Below are 17,548 nucleotides of genomic sequence, written 5' to 3' on the forward strand. Positions count from 1 at the left end.
AGCCGGATGTCAGTGGGGCCGCATAGGGTCCGGCCCATGGCTGACACTGAACTGACGGCGCTGCTCAGCGTCCTGAACAGCAAGCGCAAGCACGTCCTGGACATCCTGGAGGGCTTGGACGAGGAGGCGCTGCGGCGCCCGGTTCTACCGTCCGGCTGGACATGCCTTGGGCTGGTGCACCATCTCGCTCTGGACGACGAGAAGTTCTGGTTCCGCGCGGTTGCTGCGGGGGAGCAAGCGGCGATCGAAGAGATCCTCGGGGCCGGGGAGAACGCGTGGCAGCCCGCCCCGGAGAAGACAGCCGAGGAGGTATTCGCTCTCTACCGGAAGGAAGTGGAGCTCGCCGACACCTTCCTGGCCGACGCCGACCTAAAGGCGGCCCCGAGCTGGTGGCCGGACTTCTTCGGCAACTGGCACCTCGACACCCTGCGCGAAGTCGTCCTGCACGTGATCACTGAGACCGCCACCCACGCCGGCCACTTGGACGTCGTGCGCGAACTCATCGACGGCAGACAGAGGTTGGTTCTCACTTGACGGGAGAGCCGCTCCGCTCCGCCGACCAAGATCACCGAGCGCAAGGTCCAGAGTTCAACTCATTCTGAAACGATCAGTAAGTTGGTGCGCGGCTGGCGTGCTCGGCCAGTGCCGAGCCGCTCCCATTCACGATCGAGCGCGCGTGGCCGCCTCCGCGGCGCCCAGGACTGCCAATGTCTACTCCTCCTGAGTACAACGGAGTTGAGACAAGACCGTGGACAGAGGAAGATCACGGTCCTTATCCAGCTCCCAGTACTTCATGACGGTGCCGGCAGCTTTGGCGAAGTCGGCCGGGAGGCCAGCGGCCACCAGGGTGTCTGCGATCTCCGCCATCTCCGGTCCCCACCGCCAAGCGCGTGCCGCCACGCTGGGCAGGTAGTCGGGGTCCGAGAGGATCTTCGCGGGCATGGCTTCGGCCTCCGATACGAGCAGCTCAGCTACGCCGTGCTCATCGGCGAGGGCGTGCGCGACGCCTGCAAGAGTCCGAGCGGCCTTCTGATAGCTGGCGAACGCCATCTTCAACGCCGATGCTGGGCCGATATCCCGGCCTGCTTCCCGGACGGACACGGTGGTTCCGTCGAACAGTTTGCTGAACAGATCAAGGGGGGTCGCGGGGCCGGACAGGTACAACCGGGCGGTGCGGTCTTCGGTTGGCGGAGGGCCGATGATCGCTCCGTCCAGGACGGCACATCCGGATGGCATGCTGGCCGCAATCCGCGCCATGCGTTGGGGACTGATGGCGTTCGCGTCGACGTAGACGCCCTGATAGTCGCAGACCGCCACTGAGGAAGAGACCTCTTCGGCAGCGTGAGGAGGGCAGATCGACAGGACGATGTCACTCTCCGCCAGGGCCTTTTGCAGGGATGCCGCCGGGACCAGTCCGGCTTGCTCGGCTCGCTTGCGGCTGGCGTTGCTGCGCTGCGCGGGTACCCACAAGACCCGGTGGCCCGCCTTGGTCGCCTGTGCGGTCAGGGCTGCACCCATGGAGCCGGGGTGCAGCAAGGTGATCGTCGTCATGCGGTTCCTTCTCGGGGCAACGCGCGCTGGCTATGCATTTGATGGGTGAGGAGAGCCTCGCGCAGCCCGATCGCGGTGGGGTTCGACGCTGCGGGGTGCAGAGCGAGGGTGTGGGTGAAGTGAGTAAGGCGCTTGCGGACGCTCTCGGTTCCCCGGCGGGCGTTGGTCTCCAGCACGGCGTGCACTTGTTGGGCTGCGCCTTCGACCTCGCCGTGTCCAAGCCGCGCGAGTGCGAGATCCATGCGGGCCAGGGATAGCTCCCCCAGGCGACGCTTCTCCGGCGGGGCGGATTCGAACATGGTGACGGCATCACTCGCGGCGGATTCCTCGTCGGCCAGGTGGTCCGAGCCAAGCCAGAGATGTGTCGTGCTGGTGTAGAAGAGTTGTTTCTCGGCGGGGAAGGCCATCATGCCGCCGGGCAGGTCGTCGCTGTCGCCAAGGCGTTCACGCAGGGCATCGGCATCCATCAGTGCGGCCACGGCCTCTGATGGCTGGTTGAGCTGGCCGTGGGCTCGGGCTTTGATACTGGCCAGGCGGATACTCGCGGTCCCCTGCTCCGGACCGAACGCGGCTCCGGACTCGGCGAGCTGGACAGCGGCAGTCGGTCGGCCGTCCCAGTACGCGACCAGGGCTTGCAGTCCTCGGACCCATGCCCGCAAGCCATTGTGGCCGGCCACCTCTGCGCACATGAAGGCGGTACGCGCCTGAGTCTCTGCTGCGTCATAGCGGCCGAGATCGAACGAGGCGTTGGCCAGAACTCCGCACAGCACGCCGGCAGCTACGTAGAGGTCGCGCGTGAGATGCGGAGGCTGCCGACCTTCCAGGAGCTCGAACGTCTTGTTGCGCAGCGCCCGTACCTCGTGGAACACGGGCTCGACGGAGCGGTTGGGGTAGTCAGTGACTATCCGGCTCATGTCGGCTTCGAGTTGCTGCATCGTGTAAGGGCCCACGTTGCTGCCTTCCGTGCGAGCGGCCCATGTCACAGCCCCTATGAGCGGGGTCCTGACTGTAGCTGTTTGACCAGGTGGAAGACCTCTCCGGCCGCCTCACGGCTTCCCACTTCCTGCCCGGTTGCGTATTCACTCCCAGCACACCGCCCCTGCAGGGCGACGACGACGGGTCTGCGGAGCAGGCGGCGTACTGGGCAGGGTCGAACTGGACACCCACGTTCCCCCCTTCCGGTCCGACGGCGCGTCGCGTTGCCGGCACCGGGCCGCGTCGGGCGGTCAGAATCGTGAGGACGCCTTAAGCGGACACGGGAGTTCTGGCGTTGCGTCCCTTCCCAGGTGGGGCTGAGATCTGGGGCGTATGCAAGAGCAAGAGTCCGGCTGCGAGCGGGGCCGTGGAATTGGTCCCTGATGCTCTGGCCGGTTTCCTCTCACCCCATCACGAAGGGTGATGGGTGTGGTGGGCCGTTTTGGGGCGGGCGATGAGGTGGAAGTGGCGGGCGACGCGCCGGTAGGGGTCGATGCGGCCGGCTTCCCACTCTGCTTCGAGCACTCTGTCGAAGTCGTTGCCGACGGGTTCGTCCTCGAGGTGTTCGGTGAATACCCGGACTCCGTACCACTGCACGAGGTCGATGTGGTCTTCGGCGAGGATCCGTAGGATCTCGGTGCGGTCCACGCCGAAGCTGATCGTGCCGATGCTGCTGTGTTCCACCGGGCTGTGCAGTGCTTTGAGCGCGCCGTCCCAGTCCCGTGCGAGTCCTCGTTGCATGGCCAGGGCATCGGCCTGATAGGCGAGGAGGGAGATGAGACCTTTAGGCCGCAGGCATTGCGTGAGCACGTGCAGCAGGGGGGCCGGGTCCTGCAGGTACATCAGGACGCCGTGGCACAGCACCGCGTCCCAGTCGGCGCCTACCAGCTGCGGGGCCTGCTCACCGGTGCCGTGGCAGAAGCTGACACTGCCCGGGGAGTTGTCGGCGTGTGGCAGCCAGGCGGTGCGGGCTTTGGCCAGCATGTTCTCGTCGGGGTCGAGAACGGTGACGTGGTGGCCACGATGGGCCAGCATCCGGGCCTGCACGCCGGTGCCGCCTCCGACATCGAGCACACGCTGCGGCGGTGCAACGGGAAGGTGTTCCATCAGCGCTCGGTCCACAAGCTGGTGGCGTACAGCGCCGCGGAGTGTGCTGCTGCGGCGGGCATACCAGTCGGCAAGCGGCTGACCGTGGTGGGTGGACGTGGTCCAGGAGTTCATCACACGCTCTTCGAGGTCAGAGACGGGAAAGGGGCGTATACAGCGGGGAAGCGTGTCGCTCTTGGAGATCCGGGCATTCGGACTCGTTCTCACCCGCCGTCGATGGCCAGTTCCGCAACTGGATGTACCTGCCTTCCCAGGAGTCGTACCGCTCGGGCAGGTCCAGCCAGGGCAAGCCGCGGTACTTCCAGAGGTTCGCTTCGGTGCACCCGCCGACGCTTACGGCACTGGCCTCCCCAGTTCGCCGTCTGGTCCGGTAACAGGGGCTCGATTCACGCCCGTTGGGGGTCACTCAGCTACGCATAAGAACAACGATCCGATGATTCGAGGGGCACGGCATAACGCCTGCAAATCATTGACTCCTTGTCTTGATCTCTCATGGGGGATGCCGATCGTGGAGTCATGTCAAGATCTGTGGATCGGGCCAGGCTGAGGCGATTTGGTGGACATCCTGATCTTGATGTCGTTCTCGCCGTGACGAGTGACCTCGTGCAGGCCCAGTCACCGGTAGAGAGCCTGGGCGCTGATTGACCGCGAGGACGTCCAAGGTGAGGTCCTGGCCATGCCGACGGGCCTGGTGCAGGAGGCTGCGGATGAGCTGGCTGCCGATACCGCGTCCCTGATGGTCGGGGTGAAGCTCGATCCGCTCCAGGTAGATCTCCGTCGGCCGGTGCTCGACGTGGAGCATGCCGACTTCCGAGCCGTCGGCGGTGATGATCTGCCATCGGTCCGGGGTGAACGCGCGGGCGTGGAAGCCGCGTTGAACGTGTTCGTCCCAGCACCAGATGGCCGTGACGTAGGCGCCCATGGCGGCTTTGTGCAGTTGGAAGCAGTGCTCGCTGTCCGAGGCAGAGGCCAGCCGCAGGCCGATGGCCGTCATGCCGCCCACTCCCGGGGCCGCTCGACGAGCTGGCCGCGTTCGAAGCGGGCTCCGGCGCGGACGAGGGCGACGAGGTGGGGTGCGTTCACGGCCCGCCACCGCTGCTGGGCGGACTCGACGAGCTCGAAGACCATGGCCAGGGCGGCGGTGCGGGAGTCGGCGCCTCGGGTGACGCGGGTCCGCAACCGGACGGTGGAGAACGTGGACTCGATGGGATTCGTGGTCCGCAGGCGGATCCAGTGCTCGGCCGGGAAGTCGTAGAACGCCAGCAGTTGCTCCTGGTCGTCGGTGATCTTTTTGACGGCCTTGGGGAACTTCGCGCCGTAGAGCTTGGCGAACGTCCTGATCGCCGCTTCGGCGTGGTCGCGGTCCTCGGTGCCTGTGATGTCCTGGATGGCCTTCTTCGCACCCGGCTGCACGGACTCCGGCATGGCGTCGAGGACATTGGCCGTTATGTGAACCCAGCACCGCTGTTCGCGGGTTTCGGGGAACTCCTCGGCCAGGGCCTCGCTTAAGCCCGCCCGCTCAAGACCGCTCGCGCCGCATTCTACGCATCGAGCGGATCCGATTTGCCGCGCCGACGGCGATCCGCCCGGTCCATCCGGTTCACGTCCAACACGTCGACACCCTGCGCCAGCAGAAAGCGCGAGAGGGACGCCCCGTAGGAGCCGGTCCCTTCCACCCCGGCCCGCCTCAGCACGCCCGACTTCCTGACCCACTTCAGCAGATCCCGGTATCCGGCTGCGGTGGCCGGGAGTTCGTCGGTGGCCAGCACTGCCCCTGTCACGGAGAGCACCTCGGTCACGTGGGCATCCCGGTGCGTGTCCACTCCCAACACCACCTCTCCCCCAGGACGGCGACGGCGGGCCTGCGGAGCGAGCGACGTGCTGGGCACGGTCGAAGTGGACATGCCCGTTTCCCTTCCGGTCCGACGATGTGTCGCGTTGCCGGTACCAGGCCGCGTCGGACGGTCAGAATCGTGAGAACGCCACACGAATCGGCAGGCCGCTATCGAGACACACCCCGCCAGCCCGGCACCGACAACGCACCATCCCCGGCCAACAGCCGACACTGCGAAATTCAGACGCTCCGGTCAGAGATGTCATGAGTCAGACCCCAGGCCCGGGACAGCGCCCACCCACCCTCCCGTCCGCCACAGCATTCCCGCCTGAAAACAGGCAGCATGCTCAGTCCCAACTCTTACAGCACCGTGATCTGACACCGGCCGATCGTTCGCGACCGATTCGCAACAGGTGACCGAGCAGCAGCGCTGCTCACGCGGGCACTCGATACGCTCGCAGACGCCGCATCCCATGACTGGCATCTGGTCAACAGGGGCCTCAGCTGTCACATCGCTGTCACCAACAACGTCGACGCACCTGGACCACCAAGACCAAACCTGCGTGAACGGCGTCGAACTGGACCACGTGGACGCCAGAAGACGATCTTGCCTACCTGTGCCAGGTGGTACCGAGCGACGGTCCGAGGATCAGAACAGGGGCGTCGTCCGGGCCGTCGAAGCGGAACTGAAGGGCAGGGGTATGCGTCTCACTCACCCGCGCAACGCTAGCCAGTCGCCGCCGCGCGCGTGGCAAGGGGGGCCGACAGAGGCCGGTCCGTGGATGCCCGGTGGGTGGGCCGGGGTGGTGCGGTGAGCGGGGTGCGGTGGCGTTGTGAAGGCGCCGTACGATCCCGGTGTTTCGGTACGGCGCCTTCGGTGAGGATCACCGGATGACGATGACTCCGCGGCCCGCGGCCCCGCAGCCCGAAGCCCCGCTCCCGCCCCTCCCCCACCTCGACGCCGCCGCCCTCGCCCGGCTCGTCCCGATGGGTGCCGCCGTCGACTCCGTCGAGGACGCGCTCGTCGGCGGCGGGCTCGACCCCGAGGCCGAACCGGCCCGGTCCGTCGTCGGCGTGACGGGCGGTCAGCTCCTGCTCATGCCCTCGTCGACCGCTGTGTACGCGGGCGTGAAGGTGGCCTCCGTGACCCCCAGCAACCCCGCCCGCGGGCTCCCCCGCATCCAGGGCCTCTACCTCCTGCTCGACGGCCTGACCCACCAGCCCCTGGCCCTGCTCGACGGCATCGCCCTCACCTCGCTGCGCACGCCCGCCGTGTCGGGTGCGGCGATCCGCCGGCTCGCGGTGCCTCAGGTGCGGCGGCTGCTCGTGTTCGGGACGGGCCCGCAGGCCTGGGGGCATGTGGAGGCGGTACGGGCGGTGCGTCCCGGCCTCGCGCACGTGGACGTCGTGGGGCGCGACCGGGGGCGGGTGGCCGCGTTCGTGGAGCGGTGCCGGGAGGCGGGGCTGGCGGCGGCGGCCGCGGCGCCGGAGGACGTCGCGCACGCCGACGTCGTGTGCTGCTGCACCACGGCGCGCGAGCCGCTGTTCGACAGCGCGCTGCTCGCCCCGCACGCGACGGTGGCCGCCGTCGGCTCCCACGAGCCCGACGCTCGGGAGGTCGACGAGCGGCTGGTCGGCCGGGCCACGGTCGTCGCCGAGTCCCGGTCCGTGGCGATGCGCGAGTGCGGCGACATCGTGCAGGCCGTGGCCGTCGCGGCGTTCGACCTCGGGCGGCTGCACACGCTGCACGAGCTGGCGCGCGGCGAGGTGCCCGTCGACGACGGCCGCCCGCGCCTGTTCAAGTCGGCGGGCATGGCCTGGGAGGACCTGGCGGTGGCGGTGGCGGCATACGAGAAGGGGCGGAAGGCCGACGGCTGACGCGCCGTCACGACGTCGCGCTGTCGGCCGCGCCCGCCTCCCCTCTCACTCCACCGTCACCGGATGCCGCACCACCGCGTCGAACAGGAACCCCTGGGTGTTGTGCGCGGTCGTGGCCGGCTGGGTGCGGCCGGACGTGTCCGTGGCCCGGGCGAGGAGCACCGCCGGGCCGGGGGTGCGCGGGCGCCAGTCGGCGGACCAGCGCACCCAGGAGCCGCGCCGGGGTACGTCGTGCAGGCGGGCGCGGTGCCAAGTGGTGCCGTGGTCGGTGCTGACGTCGACGCGGGCGACGGCGCCGCCGCCGGACCAGGCGCGGCCGGTCAGGCGGCGGTGCTCACCGGCGCGGAGGCTCGCGTTCCAGGGGAGCTCGAAGGCCGACCTGATGGTCTGGCGGGTGAGCGGGGCCGAGCCCCCCGTCGGCTGCCCCGGGCCGAACAGGCGGTAGAAGTCGGTGTTCCACGGCGAGTAGAGCGGCGCCGCCGACACCTCGATGTCGCCGACCCACTTCACCGACGCGATGCCGACCCAGGACGGCACGACGAGGCGCACGGGGTGGCCGTGGTCGGGCGGCAGCGGCTCGCCGTTCATCTCGTACGCGAGGAGCACGTCGTCCAGGGCCTTGGCGAGCGGCAGCGGGCGCCGCACCCGGCCGAAGTTCGTGCCGTCCTCCGTCACGTAGTCGCCGTCGAGGCCGCGCGGCATGACGTCGACCGCGCGGTGCGACAGGCCCGCGCGGCGCAGGACGTCGGCCAGCCGGACCCCGCGCCAGCGTGCCGTGCCGATCGCGCCGAGCGTCCACGCCGTGCCCGGCACCGGCTGTCCCTGCTGCGTCGTGAAGAAGCTCCGGCCGTTGCCCGCGCACTCCACGAACGCCGTGCGCGTCGTCGGCGGCAGCCGCCTGAGGTCGGCGAGCGTGAACTCCCGTGCGCCGCCGGTCAGTCCGTCGCCCCAGACCGTGAGCCTCCAGGCGGCGGCGTCCAGGCGCGGGGTCGCGGCGTGGTTGCGTACGAAGAAGTGGGAGGCGGGGGTGAGATGGCCGGTGTCCGCCAGCGACGCGAACTTCGTCTCGGCGTTCGTGCCGCGCACCGTGAACAGCTCGTCGGGGAGCGGTTTGACGATGCCGGGCGCCGTCGCGGCCGTCGCGCGCGGGGCGGCGAACACGGTGGGGACGGACGCCGCGAGGCCCGCGGCGGCGGCGAGCCGCAGCACGTCGCGGCGCGCGACCCCGTCGGCGCGGGCCTCTCCGGCGAGCCATTGCCTCAGGCGACGGCGGTCGTAGGCGTCTTCGGTGAGCGGTTCCATGGACGTCATGAGGGTGGCCTTCCGCGGCGGTGGTGGCGGGCGTGGCGGGCGTGACGTGCTCGTGGGTGCGCGAAGTGCCGTACGCCGTCAGGGAGTTGACGACGTACGGCAGCGGGAACGACTGAGGAACGAGGGCGCAGAGGAAACCGAGAAGATCAACAACAGCCGTGCGAGGACAGCGCGCGGGCCGGGCGGGCGCCGGTGGCGGGGCTGCTCGGGCTGAGAATCATGGCGCCATGCTACGGGCCGCGGCGGCATCCGCCGCGGCCACCGGCCCTCTTCGCGTGCGATACGGCCGCGACTTCGTACGCGACGACTACGGCGTCGTCGTCGACACGACGTACACCATCGGATGCCTGGGGTTGGAGCGGTTCACCACGATGTCCTGCGTGGGCGTCGGGTTCTTCTGCTCGTGGGTGACGCCGTACCAGGGGCCGGGGCCGGTGAACTCCCAGCCGACGACCCTCTGGTCGCGCTTGCTGATGGTGATGTCGTCGGCCTTCAGCGCGCTCACGCCCTGGCCGGTGCCGGTCTCCTTGAGGAACTTGTCCAGGCCCTTGTTGCTGGTGAGGAACTGGACGTAGAGGCGGCTGGTGCGCCAGTTGTTCGTCTCGTAGTAGGCGACCTCTTCGGAGTACGGCGGGATCGGCACGTCGTACAGGCGGCGCTGGACCTTGGAGGGCCAGCCGGCGGTGAGGCCGGTCGCGGAGTACTTCTTCTCCTTGTCGCGGCCGCTGTTGCGGCTCTGGTTCGCGGAGATCAGCAGATACACGGCGGGCACGCCGATGAGCAGCACGATGATCGTCGCGGTGAGCCAGCGGCGGCGGAGCATGTGGCGGCGGTCCTCCGGGGGGCGCCGCTCCCGGTCGCCGGGGCCTGGCCGGCCCGGCAGGTCCGGGGAAGAGGGCTGGCGGGGCACGGTCATCTACTGGGATCCCTGGGTGGTGCGGTCGTTGGAGCGGCGGGCCTGGGCGTAGCGCTCGTAGCGTTCGTAGCGCTCGACGCGGCGGCGGTTGGCGCGGCGGAAGCGGCGGGCGACCAGGCGGGCCAGGTCGGCGGCGCCCACCATGCCGGCCTCGGGGCCGAGCTGGGCGCGGGCGATGCGGGCCTCGGGGCGGTAGCCGCGCCCGGTGAGGTGGCGGCGGAAGGCGTCCCGGGCCGGGCCGATGAGCAGGTCGTCGGCCGCGCTCACGCCGCCGCCGATGACGAAGCAGGACGGGTCCAGGGCCGCCGCCAGGTTCGCGATGCCGACGCCCAGCCACTGGCCGATGTCCTGGAGCAGCTCGACGCACATCGCGTCGCCCTCGCGGGCCAGCTCGGTGATGACCGGTCCGGTGATGTCCGGAATGTTGCCCTTGACGCGCTCGATGATGCCGTACGCCACCGGGGAGTCCGCGGCCGCCAGCTCGCGGGCCTCGCGGACCAGGGCGTTGCCGGAGCTGTACTGCTCCCAGCAGCCGCGGTTGCCGCACGGGCAGCGGTGGCCGCCGGGCACGACCTGCATATGGCCGAACTCACCGGCGACGCCGAACTTGCCGCGCTTGACCTGGCCGTCCTCCAGGATCGCGCCGCCGATGCCGGTACCGAGGGTGATCATGACGAGGTGGTCCTCGCCGCGGCCCGCGCCGAAGCGCCACTCCGCCCAGGCGGCGGTGTTCGCGTCGTTGTCCACCATGACGGGCACCGCGAGGCGGCCGGAGATGCGGTCCCGGAGGGGTTCGTTGCGCCAGGACAGGTGCGGGGCGAACAGGACGCGGTTGCGGTCCGCGTCGACCCAGCCCGCGGCGCCGATGCCGACGGCGTGCACGTCGTGCCGGTCGGACAGGTCCAGGACCAGCTCGACGATGGTGTCCTCGACCACCTTGGGGCTCTTGGACTTGTCCGGCGTCTCGGTGCGCAGCGTCTCCAGGATGTTGCCGTCGGCGTCCACGACGCCCGCCATCACCTTCGTACCGCCGATGTCGATGCCGACGGTGGGGACGCGGGGCGCCGTCAGATGGGAACGGCGCTCACGCGTGCCCACGGTCCGCAGAACGGTGGCTCGGGCGGAGCCGCGGTGCGTGAGGTCGCGGTAGGTGCTCATCGCGCCGATTCTGCCTCACTCTCGCGGGGGCGCGCACAACGGGGACCGAGGGTGCCCTCGACGCTCCGGTGCGCCCCGTAGGGGCGCGGGGAACTGCGCGACCAGCCACGACCAAGCCGCAGACGCGTCTGCTCGGTACTCGGCAGATGCGTCTGCGGCTTTTCTCTGGCTGAGCGCGCCCACGCGGCGGAGCCGCAAATCGACACAGCCCCGCGCCCCTTAGGGGGCGCCTCCGTCCCCCCTGAGGTCAGGCTCTGGAGCGCGCTCCAGCTCATGGCGTAGGTCGTCCAACTCGGACCCTCCCGCCATCTGGCGGGTCAGTTCGTCGAGGGTGATCTCGTCGCGGGCGTGGCTGCCGGACATCATGCCGCGCTTGAGGAGGACGAAGCGGTTGCCGACCAGGTACGCGTGGTGCGGGTTGTGCGTGATCAAGACCACGCCGAGGCCGGCGTCACGCGCCGCGGCGACGTACTTGAGGACGACGCCGGACTGCTTCACGCCGAGCGCCGCCGTCGGCTCGTCCAGGACGAGAACCTTCGCGCCGAAGTACACGGCGCGGGCGATCGCCACGCACTGGCGCTCACCGCCGGAGAGCGTGCCGATGGGCTGGTCCACGTCGCGCAGGTCGATGCCCATGCGCAGCAGCTCGGCGTGCGTGGTCTTGCGCATGAACTCGACGTCCATCCGCTTGAACGGGCCGGTGCCCTTGGTCGGCTCGGAGCCGAGGAAGAAGTTCCGCCAGACCGGCATCAGCGGGACGACGGCCAGGTCCTGGTAGACGGTCGCGATGCCGCGGTCCAGGGCCTCGCGGGGGCTGGAGAGCGAGGCGTCCTCGCCCTCGATGCGGAAGGTGCCCGCGTCGTGCTGGTGCAGGCCCGCGATGATCTTGATGAGGGTGGACTTGCCCGCGCCGTTGTCGCCGAGCACGCAGGAGATCTCCCCGGCGTGCACCTCGAGGGAGACGCCTTCGAGGGCGCGGATGTTGCCGTAGTACTTGCTGACGGCGTCGAGCTCGACCAGCGGCGTGCCGTCCGCGGCGGCTGTCTCTTCCTTGGATACGGCCTCGGTCGTCATTTCGTCGCCTCCGCGCGCTTGCGGACCCAGGCGTTCAGCAGGGTCGCGAGGAGCAGCATCGCTCCGAGGAAGAACTTGAACCAGTCCGGGTTCCACTCGGCGTACACGATGCCCTTGCTGGTCATGCCGAAGATCAGGGCGCCGACGGCGGCGCCGACCGCCGAGCCGTAGCCGCCGGTGATCAGGCAGCCGCCGATGACGGCCGCGATGATGTAGATCAGTTCGTTGCCGACGCCCTCGCCGGACTGCACGACGTCGTAGTTGAACAGCAGGTGCTGGCCGGAGACCCAGGCGCCGAACGCGACGCCCATGTACAGGCCGATCTTGGTCCGGCCGACCGGCACGCCCACCGCGCGGGCCGCCTGCTCGCCGCCGCCGACCGCGAAGATCCAGTTGCCCGCGCGGGTGCGCAGCAGGATCCAGGTGGCGACCGCGACCATGGCGAGCCACCAGACGATGGTGATCTTGAAGTCGACGTCGCCGATGGTGATCGTCGAGGCGAAGACGTCCTTGGCGGAGGAGAAGCCCTCCATGTCGGAGATCGACTTGGTGGAGACGGTGCCGCTGATCAGCTTGGTGAAGCCCAGGTTCATGCCGGTGAGCATCAGGAACGTACCGAGCGTGATGATGAAGCTCGGCGGGTCCGTGCGGATCAGCATCACGCCGTTGAAGACGCCGATGGCGAGAGTGGCGAGGAGGGACACGCCCACGCCGACCCAGACGTTCGCGGTCATCTGGTAGCTGAACATCGACGAGATCAGCGCGGACGTCGTCACCATGACGCCCGCCGACAGGTCGAACTCGCCGCCGATCATCAGCAGCGCCACCGGCACCGCCATGATGCCGATCGTGGACGCCGCGTACAGGACGGTGGCCAGGCTCGGGGCGCGCAGGAAGCTGTCCGCGACGATCGAGAAGAACAGGAACACCGCCACGGCGCCCACGACCGAGCCCAGCTCGGGCCGGCCGAGGAACTTCTTCAGCGGCGAGGTCTTCAGGAGCCGCTCGTCGGTCACCGGCTTGCCGGGTGCGGGTGCGGTCGTACTCATCGGGTCCCCCGCTTCGCGTAATCCTCCAGCTCGGCGGCCTGATCCTTGGTGATGATCTGCGGTCCGGTGAGGACCGGCCTGCCGCCGCCGAGCACATCGGCGTTGTACTTGTACAGCCAGAGCAGGTCCACGGCCTCGTAGCCCTGGAGGTACGGCTGCTGGTCCACGGCGAAGCCGAGCGCGCCGGACTTCAGGCCCGCGGCGACCTTCTCGTTGAGGTCGAAGGTGTCGATCTCCGCGTCGCTGTCCGCGCCCTCCTTGGCCTTCACGGCGGTGTCGGCGAAGGGCGCGCCCAGCGTGAGCACGGCGTCGATGTCCTTGTCGGACTGGAGCTTGGCCTCGATGGCGGACTGCACGTCGGGCATGTTGGTGCCCGTCACGTACAGGTTCTGCATCTTGCCCTTGAAGGTGGACTTGGCGCCCTCGCAGCGCTGCTCGTGGCCCACGTTGCCCTGCTCGTGCAGGATGCACAGGGCCTTCTTCTTGCCGCGCTTGGTCAGCTCATCGCCGACGGCCTCGCCCGCGATCTTCTCGTCCTGGCCGATGTGGGTCAGGGCGCCGAAGTCCTTGGACTCCTCCGAGCCCGAGTTCACCGTGATCACCGGGATGCCGGCCTTCTTGGCGCGGGCCACGGCGGCCTTCATCGCGTCCGGCTTGGCCAGCGTGACGATGATGCCGTCGACCTTCTTGTCGATGGCCGCGTCCACGAGCTGGGCCTGCTGCTGCGCCTCGTCGTCGTGCGAGTACAGGAAGTTGATGTTGTCCTTCACCGCGGCCTGCTTGGCTCCGTTCTGGACGATGTCCCAGAACGTGTCGCCGTCGCCCGAGTGCGTGATCATCGCGAAGGTCCAGCGGGGCGTGTTCACCGCCGCCCTGCCCTCCGCCTGGGAGGCCTTGCGCGCGTCCTCGGCACGCTTGCCCCCCGTGCTGCTGCAGCCCACGAGGGACGCCCCGAGCACCGCCGCCAGCACGGCACCCACCGCACGTACTCCAGTCCCAACCCTTGCCACGTCGCCGTGCCCTTCTTGCTTTGCAGTGTTTGCAGTGCGTTTCGCAGTGCTCGCCGTCCGGCCGTGCCCTGCCGTGCTCTTCGGTGCGGCCGGGTCCGCTGCCCGGACCCGGCCGCCCAAGTATCGGTCACGCGGATCACCCGTGTGGTCATCGGGTACCGCGGGCGGTGTACTTCTCCAGCTTCGGCACATCCTTCTTGGTGACCACGGCGGGGCCGGTCAGGACCGGTTTGCCGCCGCCGAGGACGTTCGCGTTGGTCTTGTACAGCCACAGTTCGTCGATCGCGAGGTAGCCCTGGAGGTAGGGCTGCTGGTCGACGGCGAAGCCGACCTCGTCCGCCTTGAGCCGCTTGACCACCTCGGCGTTCAGGTCGAAGGTGTCGATCTCCGCCTCGCTGCCCGCGTCCTCCTTGGCCTTCACGGAGACCGCGGCGATCGGAGCGCCCAGCGTGACGACCGCGTCGATGCCCTTGGTCGCCTGGAGCTTCGCGCTGATGGACGACTGGGAGCCGGGCGCGTTGGTGCCGTCGACGTTCAGGTTGTCGACCGTGCCGCCGAAGGTCTTCTTCACGCCCGCACAGCGCTGCTCCAGCGAGACGTTGCCCTGCTCGTGGATCACACACAGGACCTTCTTCTTGCCGCGCTTCGTCAGCTCGTCACCGACCGCCTCGCCCGCCACGGACTCGTCCTGGCCGATGTGGCTCAGCGCCCCGAAGCGGGTGGAGAACTCGGCCCCCGAGTTGATGGTGACGATCGGAATGCCCGCCGCCCGCGCCTTGCCGAGCACGCTCTTCATCGCCTCCGGCTTGGCGAGCGTCACCACGATCCCGTCGACCTTCTTGTCGATCGCGGTCTGGACGAGCTCCGCCTGACCCTTGCCCTCCTTGTCGTTGGAGTACAGGAACTCGACGTTGTCCTTCTTCGCCGCCTCCTTGGCGCCGTTCTGGACGATGTCCCAGAAGGTGTCGCCCTCGCCGGAGTGCGTCACCATCGCGATCTTCAGGCGCGGGGTGTCCACGGCCTTGCCGCCGCCACCGCCGTTCCCGTCGTTCTCGTCGTCCTTGCCACCTGAGCTGCTGCAGCCTGCCGCGAGCGCGACGACCGCGATGAGGGCTGCTGCCGTGCGGGCTGTGCGCATGGTGGGTCCACCTCTTCTCCCGGCCGCCCCGTGCGGCTGGTGGGAGTTTTAGCCGTGCACCCCGGCAGCGTCAATGACTTTGTCAGAACATTCTTACGGCCGTACGAGGAGCTGGAACTCGAAGGAGTACCGCGAGGCCCGGTAGATGTGCGAGCCGAACTCGACCGCGCGGCCGGTGTCGTCGAAGGTCGTGCGCTGCATCGTGAGCAGCGGCGCGCCCTCGGACTCGGCGAGCAGCTCGGCCTCGTCGGCCCCGGCGGCACGGGCGCCGACGGACTGGCGGGCGCTGTGCAGGGTGATGCCCGCGGCGCGCATCAGGCGGTAGAGCCCGGTGGCCTCCAGGCGCTCGGTGTCCAGCGGGAGCAGCCCGGCCGGGATGTGGTTGCGCAGGTGCGCCATGGGCTCGCCGTGCGCCAGGCGCAGCCGCTCCACGCGGTGTACGTCGCTGCCCTCGGCGACCCCGAGGGCGGCGGCGGTCTCGGCGCTGGCGGGTTCGAGGACGTTGTGCAGGACCCGGGTCTCGGGGCGCTGCCCGGCCGCCTCCAGGTCGTCGTACAGGCTGCTGAGCTCCAGCGGGCGCTTGACCTGGCTGTGTACGACCTGGGTGCCGACGCCGCGGCGGCGTACGAGGAGGCCCTTGTCGACGAGTGACTGGATGGCCTGGCGGACGGTGGGCCGGGACAGGCCGAGGCGGCCGGCGAGCTCGATCTCGTTGCCGAGGAGGCTGCCGGGCGTCAGGGCGCCGCGCTCGATCGCCGCCTCCAGTTGCTGCGAGAGCTGGAAGTACAGCGGGACCGGGCTGCTGCGGTCGACGCCGAGATGCAGGGCCACGGTGGGGTCCACGGCCGGTTTGGCGGCTTTGGCTGCTGCTGGTTCGGTCACGAGGTGAGCGTAGTCCGGGGAGAAGATGACGGGAAGTTCGGAAGTTCTGTTGTCAGGACAAAGCATTGACAGGGGCGCGGGTGCCTGGCGAAGGTGGGGCCCATGCGCATCGGACTGATCGGAACGGGACGTATCGGCACCTTCCACTCGGCGGCCCTGGTCCGCCGTCCGGAGGTGGACTCACTCGTCGTCGCGGACGTGGACGCCGCGCGGGCGGCGGACCTCGCGGCCCGGGTGGGGGCACAGGCGGCGCCTTCGGTGGACGCGCTGTTCGCGGCGGCGGGCTCCCCGGGGGCGGCGGACTCCGGGGTGGACGCCCTGGTGATCACTGCGGCGACGTCGGCGCACGCCGAGCTGATCGGGAGGGCGGCGCGGGCGGGCCTGCCGGTGTTCTGCGAGAAGCCCATCGCGCTCGACCTGCCGGGCACGCTGGCCGCGCTCGCCGAGGTGGAGGCGGCGGGCACGGTGCTGCAGCTCGGCTTCCAGCGGCGCTTCGACGCCGGGTACGCGGCGGCGCGCGAGGCCGTGCGCTCCGGGCGGCTCGGGCGGCTGCACACGGTGCGGGCCATGACGTCGGACCCGGCGCCGCCGCCCGCCGCCTATCTGCCGCTCTCCGGCGGCCTCTACCGCGACTGCCTGGTGCACGACTTCGACATACTGCGCTGGGTCACCGGCCGCGAGGTCGTCGAGGTGTACGCGACGGGGTCCGACGCGGGCCCGCCGATGTTCCGCGAGGCGGGCGACGTCGACACGGCCGCCGTGCTGCTCACCCTCGACGACGGCACGCTGGCCACGGCGACGGCCACGCGCTGCAACGGCGCGGGCTACGACGTACGCATGGAGCTCGCGGGCGAGGACGACCAGGTGGCCGTCGGCGTGAACGACCGCACCCCGCTCACCTCCGCCGAGCCGGACGGCCCGCCCGCCCCCGACAAGCCGTGGCCGGGCTTCCTGGAGCGCTTCGCGCCCGCGTACGAGGCGGAGCTCGCCGCGTTCGTGGACGTCGTGCGCGGCGAGCGGGAAAACCCGTGCGACGGCCGCGAGGCGCTGCACGCGCTGCGGATCGCGGAGGCGTGCGAGCTGTCGCGGGCCGAGCGGCGGCCGGTGCGGATGGCGGAGATCGACGGGAGCTGAGCGCCCCACACGGGCGGCGGGCCGGGGGCTGAACGCCCCACAGGTGGCGGGCCGGGCGCGACGCGGCTCAGGTCGACGCGGCGCGGACCGTGCCCTGGGCCATCGCGCACAGCGACTCGACGCCGTCGTCGTCCACGGCGAACACGTCGCAGCGGACGACGGCCTGGCGGCGGGTCGCGTGCGCGACCGTCGCGCGGGCCACCAGCCTGACGCCGGTCGCGGGGCGTACGTACTGGATGGAGAAGCCGGACGTCAGGACCGCGGGGCCGAGCGCTGCGCCGGCGGCGAACGTGATGCTGTTGTCCGCCGCGTACGACAGGACGCCGCCGTGCACGAAGCCGTTCTGCTGGAGGAGTTCGCCGCGTACGGGGATCTCCAGCGTGGCCGCGCCGTCCCCGAAGGCGGTGACCTCGGCGCCCACGAGGCGGCTGAACGGCTGGGCGGCGAGGGTCTTTTGGGCCAGGGCGAGGTCGAGCGCCCCGGCGGGGCCACGGCCTTGCTCCTGGTCTTGGTCGAGTTCCGTCATAGGGC

General features: G+C 69.9%; 17 protein-coding genes and 1 pseudogene. 3 read left to right on the forward strand and 15 right to left on the reverse strand.

Features of this window, described 5'->3' with window-relative positions; translation table 11 throughout:
• Nucleotides 1–36 precede the first annotated feature (36 nt).
• Entirely contained in the window at nt 37–534 is a 498-nt protein-coding gene (locus AC0KTA_RS06710) for a DinB family protein (RefSeq protein ID WP_481054186.1), read from the forward strand.
• Between the two features lie 177 nt (nt 535–711).
• On the opposite strand, the gene AC0KTA_RS06715 is transcribed toward AC0KTA_RS06710, so the two are convergent.
• The 6 genes and pseudogenes from AC0KTA_RS06715 to AC0KTA_RS06740 all read right to left on the reverse strand — a co-directional run bounded on the left by AC0KTA_RS06715 (nt 712) and on the right by AC0KTA_RS06740 (nt 5,537).
• On the reverse strand, nt 712–1,551 hold the full coding sequence (locus AC0KTA_RS06715; RefSeq protein ID WP_481054187.1) for an NAD(P)-dependent oxidoreductase: 840 nt from the start codon (nt 1,549–1,551) through the stop codon (nt 712–714).
• A complete protein-coding gene (locus AC0KTA_RS06720) occupies nt 1,548–2,543 on the reverse strand; it encodes an NsdA family TPR-like regulatory protein (RefSeq protein ID WP_481056332.1) in 996 nt (331 codons plus the stop codon). The genes AC0KTA_RS06715 and AC0KTA_RS06720 overlap by 4 nt, the downstream gene beginning before the upstream one ends.
• Before the next feature lie 394 nt (nt 2,544–2,937).
• Nucleotides 2,938–3,747 (reverse strand): methyltransferase domain-containing protein, encoded by an 810-nt coding sequence (locus AC0KTA_RS06725; RefSeq protein ID WP_481054188.1) that lies wholly within the window; start codon nt 3,745–3,747, stop codon nt 2,938–2,940.
• A gap of 400 nt (nt 3,748–4,147) precedes the next feature.
• Nucleotides 4,148–4,627, reverse strand: coding sequence for a GNAT family N-acetyltransferase (locus AC0KTA_RS06730; RefSeq protein WP_481054189.1), 480 nt, complete (start codon nt 4,625–4,627; stop codon nt 4,148–4,150).
• Nucleotides 4,624–5,145, reverse strand: a pseudogene (locus AC0KTA_RS06735) (transposase); the annotation flags it as partial. The gene AC0KTA_RS06730 and the pseudogene AC0KTA_RS06735, both read right to left, overlap by 4 nt.
• 29 nt (nt 5,146–5,174) lie before the next feature.
• Complete coding sequence (locus tag AC0KTA_RS06740) at nt 5,175–5,537, reverse strand: IS110 family transposase (protein WP_481054190.1); 363 nt, start codon at nt 5,535–5,537, stop codon at nt 5,175–5,177.
• An 821-nt stretch (nt 5,538–6,358) separates the two neighbouring features.
• Here AC0KTA_RS06740 and AC0KTA_RS06745 point away from each other — a divergent pair.
• Nucleotides 6,359–7,345: an ornithine cyclodeaminase family protein gene (locus AC0KTA_RS06745; RefSeq protein ID WP_481054191.1), complete on the forward strand. Its 987-nt coding sequence runs from the start codon at nt 6,359–6,361 to the stop codon at nt 7,343–7,345.
• Between the two features lie 45 nt (nt 7,346–7,390).
• On the opposite strand, the gene AC0KTA_RS06750 is transcribed toward AC0KTA_RS06745, so the two are convergent.
• From AC0KTA_RS06750 to AC0KTA_RS06785, 8 genes are all read right to left on the reverse strand, one after another.
• On the reverse strand, nt 7,391–8,656 hold the full coding sequence (locus AC0KTA_RS06750; protein ID WP_481054192.1) for a sulfite oxidase: 1,266 nt from the start codon (nt 8,654–8,656) through the stop codon (nt 7,391–7,393).
• 307 nt (nt 8,657–8,963) lie between these two features.
• On the reverse strand, nt 8,964–9,572 hold the full coding sequence (locus tag AC0KTA_RS06755; RefSeq protein WP_481054193.1) for a sugar kinase: 609 nt from the start codon (nt 9,570–9,572) through the stop codon (nt 8,964–8,966).
• Nucleotides 9,573–10,730: an ROK family glucokinase gene (locus AC0KTA_RS06760; RefSeq protein WP_481054194.1), complete on the reverse strand. Its 1,158-nt coding sequence runs from the start codon at nt 10,728–10,730 to the stop codon at nt 9,573–9,575.
• A 219-nt stretch (nt 10,731–10,949) separates the two neighbouring features.
• Nucleotides 10,950–11,804, reverse strand: coding sequence for an ATP-binding cassette domain-containing protein (locus tag AC0KTA_RS06765; protein ID WP_481054195.1), 855 nt, complete (start codon nt 11,802–11,804; stop codon nt 10,950–10,952).
• Nucleotides 11,801–12,853, reverse strand: coding sequence for an ABC transporter permease (locus AC0KTA_RS06770; protein WP_481054196.1), 1,053 nt, complete (start codon nt 12,851–12,853; stop codon nt 11,801–11,803). Before AC0KTA_RS06770 ends, AC0KTA_RS06765 begins: the two co-directional genes overlap by 4 nt.
• Nucleotides 12,850–13,863 (reverse strand): sugar ABC transporter substrate-binding protein, encoded by a 1,014-nt coding sequence (locus tag AC0KTA_RS06775; protein WP_481054197.1) that lies wholly within the window; start codon nt 13,861–13,863, stop codon nt 12,850–12,852. Before AC0KTA_RS06775 ends, AC0KTA_RS06770 begins: the two co-directional genes overlap by 4 nt.
• Nucleotides 13,864–14,011: 148 nt before the next feature.
• The gene (locus AC0KTA_RS06780; RefSeq protein WP_481054198.1) at nt 14,012–15,001 is read right to left on the reverse strand and encodes a sugar ABC transporter substrate-binding protein; all 990 of its coding nucleotides are present in this window, start codon (nt 14,999–15,001) and stop codon (nt 14,012–14,014) included.
• 93 nt (nt 15,002–15,094) lie between these two features.
• Nucleotides 15,095–15,844, reverse strand: a complete 750-nt coding sequence (locus AC0KTA_RS06785) for a GntR family transcriptional regulator (protein WP_481056333.1) — start codon at nt 15,842–15,844, stop codon at nt 15,095–15,097.
• Between the two features lie 141 nt (nt 15,845–15,985).
• Here AC0KTA_RS06785 and AC0KTA_RS06790 point away from each other — a divergent pair, with 141 nt between their 5' ends.
• A complete protein-coding gene (locus tag AC0KTA_RS06790) occupies nt 15,986–17,017 on the forward strand; it encodes a Gfo/Idh/MocA family protein (RefSeq protein WP_481054199.1) in 1,032 nt (343 codons plus the stop codon).
• 67 nt (nt 17,018–17,084) lie between these two features.
• Here the strand turns inward: AC0KTA_RS06790 and AC0KTA_RS06795 are convergent, their stop codons facing one another.
• On the reverse strand, nt 17,085–17,543 hold the full coding sequence (locus AC0KTA_RS06795; protein WP_481054200.1) for a PaaI family thioesterase: 459 nt from the start codon (nt 17,541–17,543) through the stop codon (nt 17,085–17,087).
• Nucleotides 17,544–17,548: the final 5 nt, after the last annotated feature.

This window comes from Streptomyces sp. Y309 (assembly GCF_056712025.1).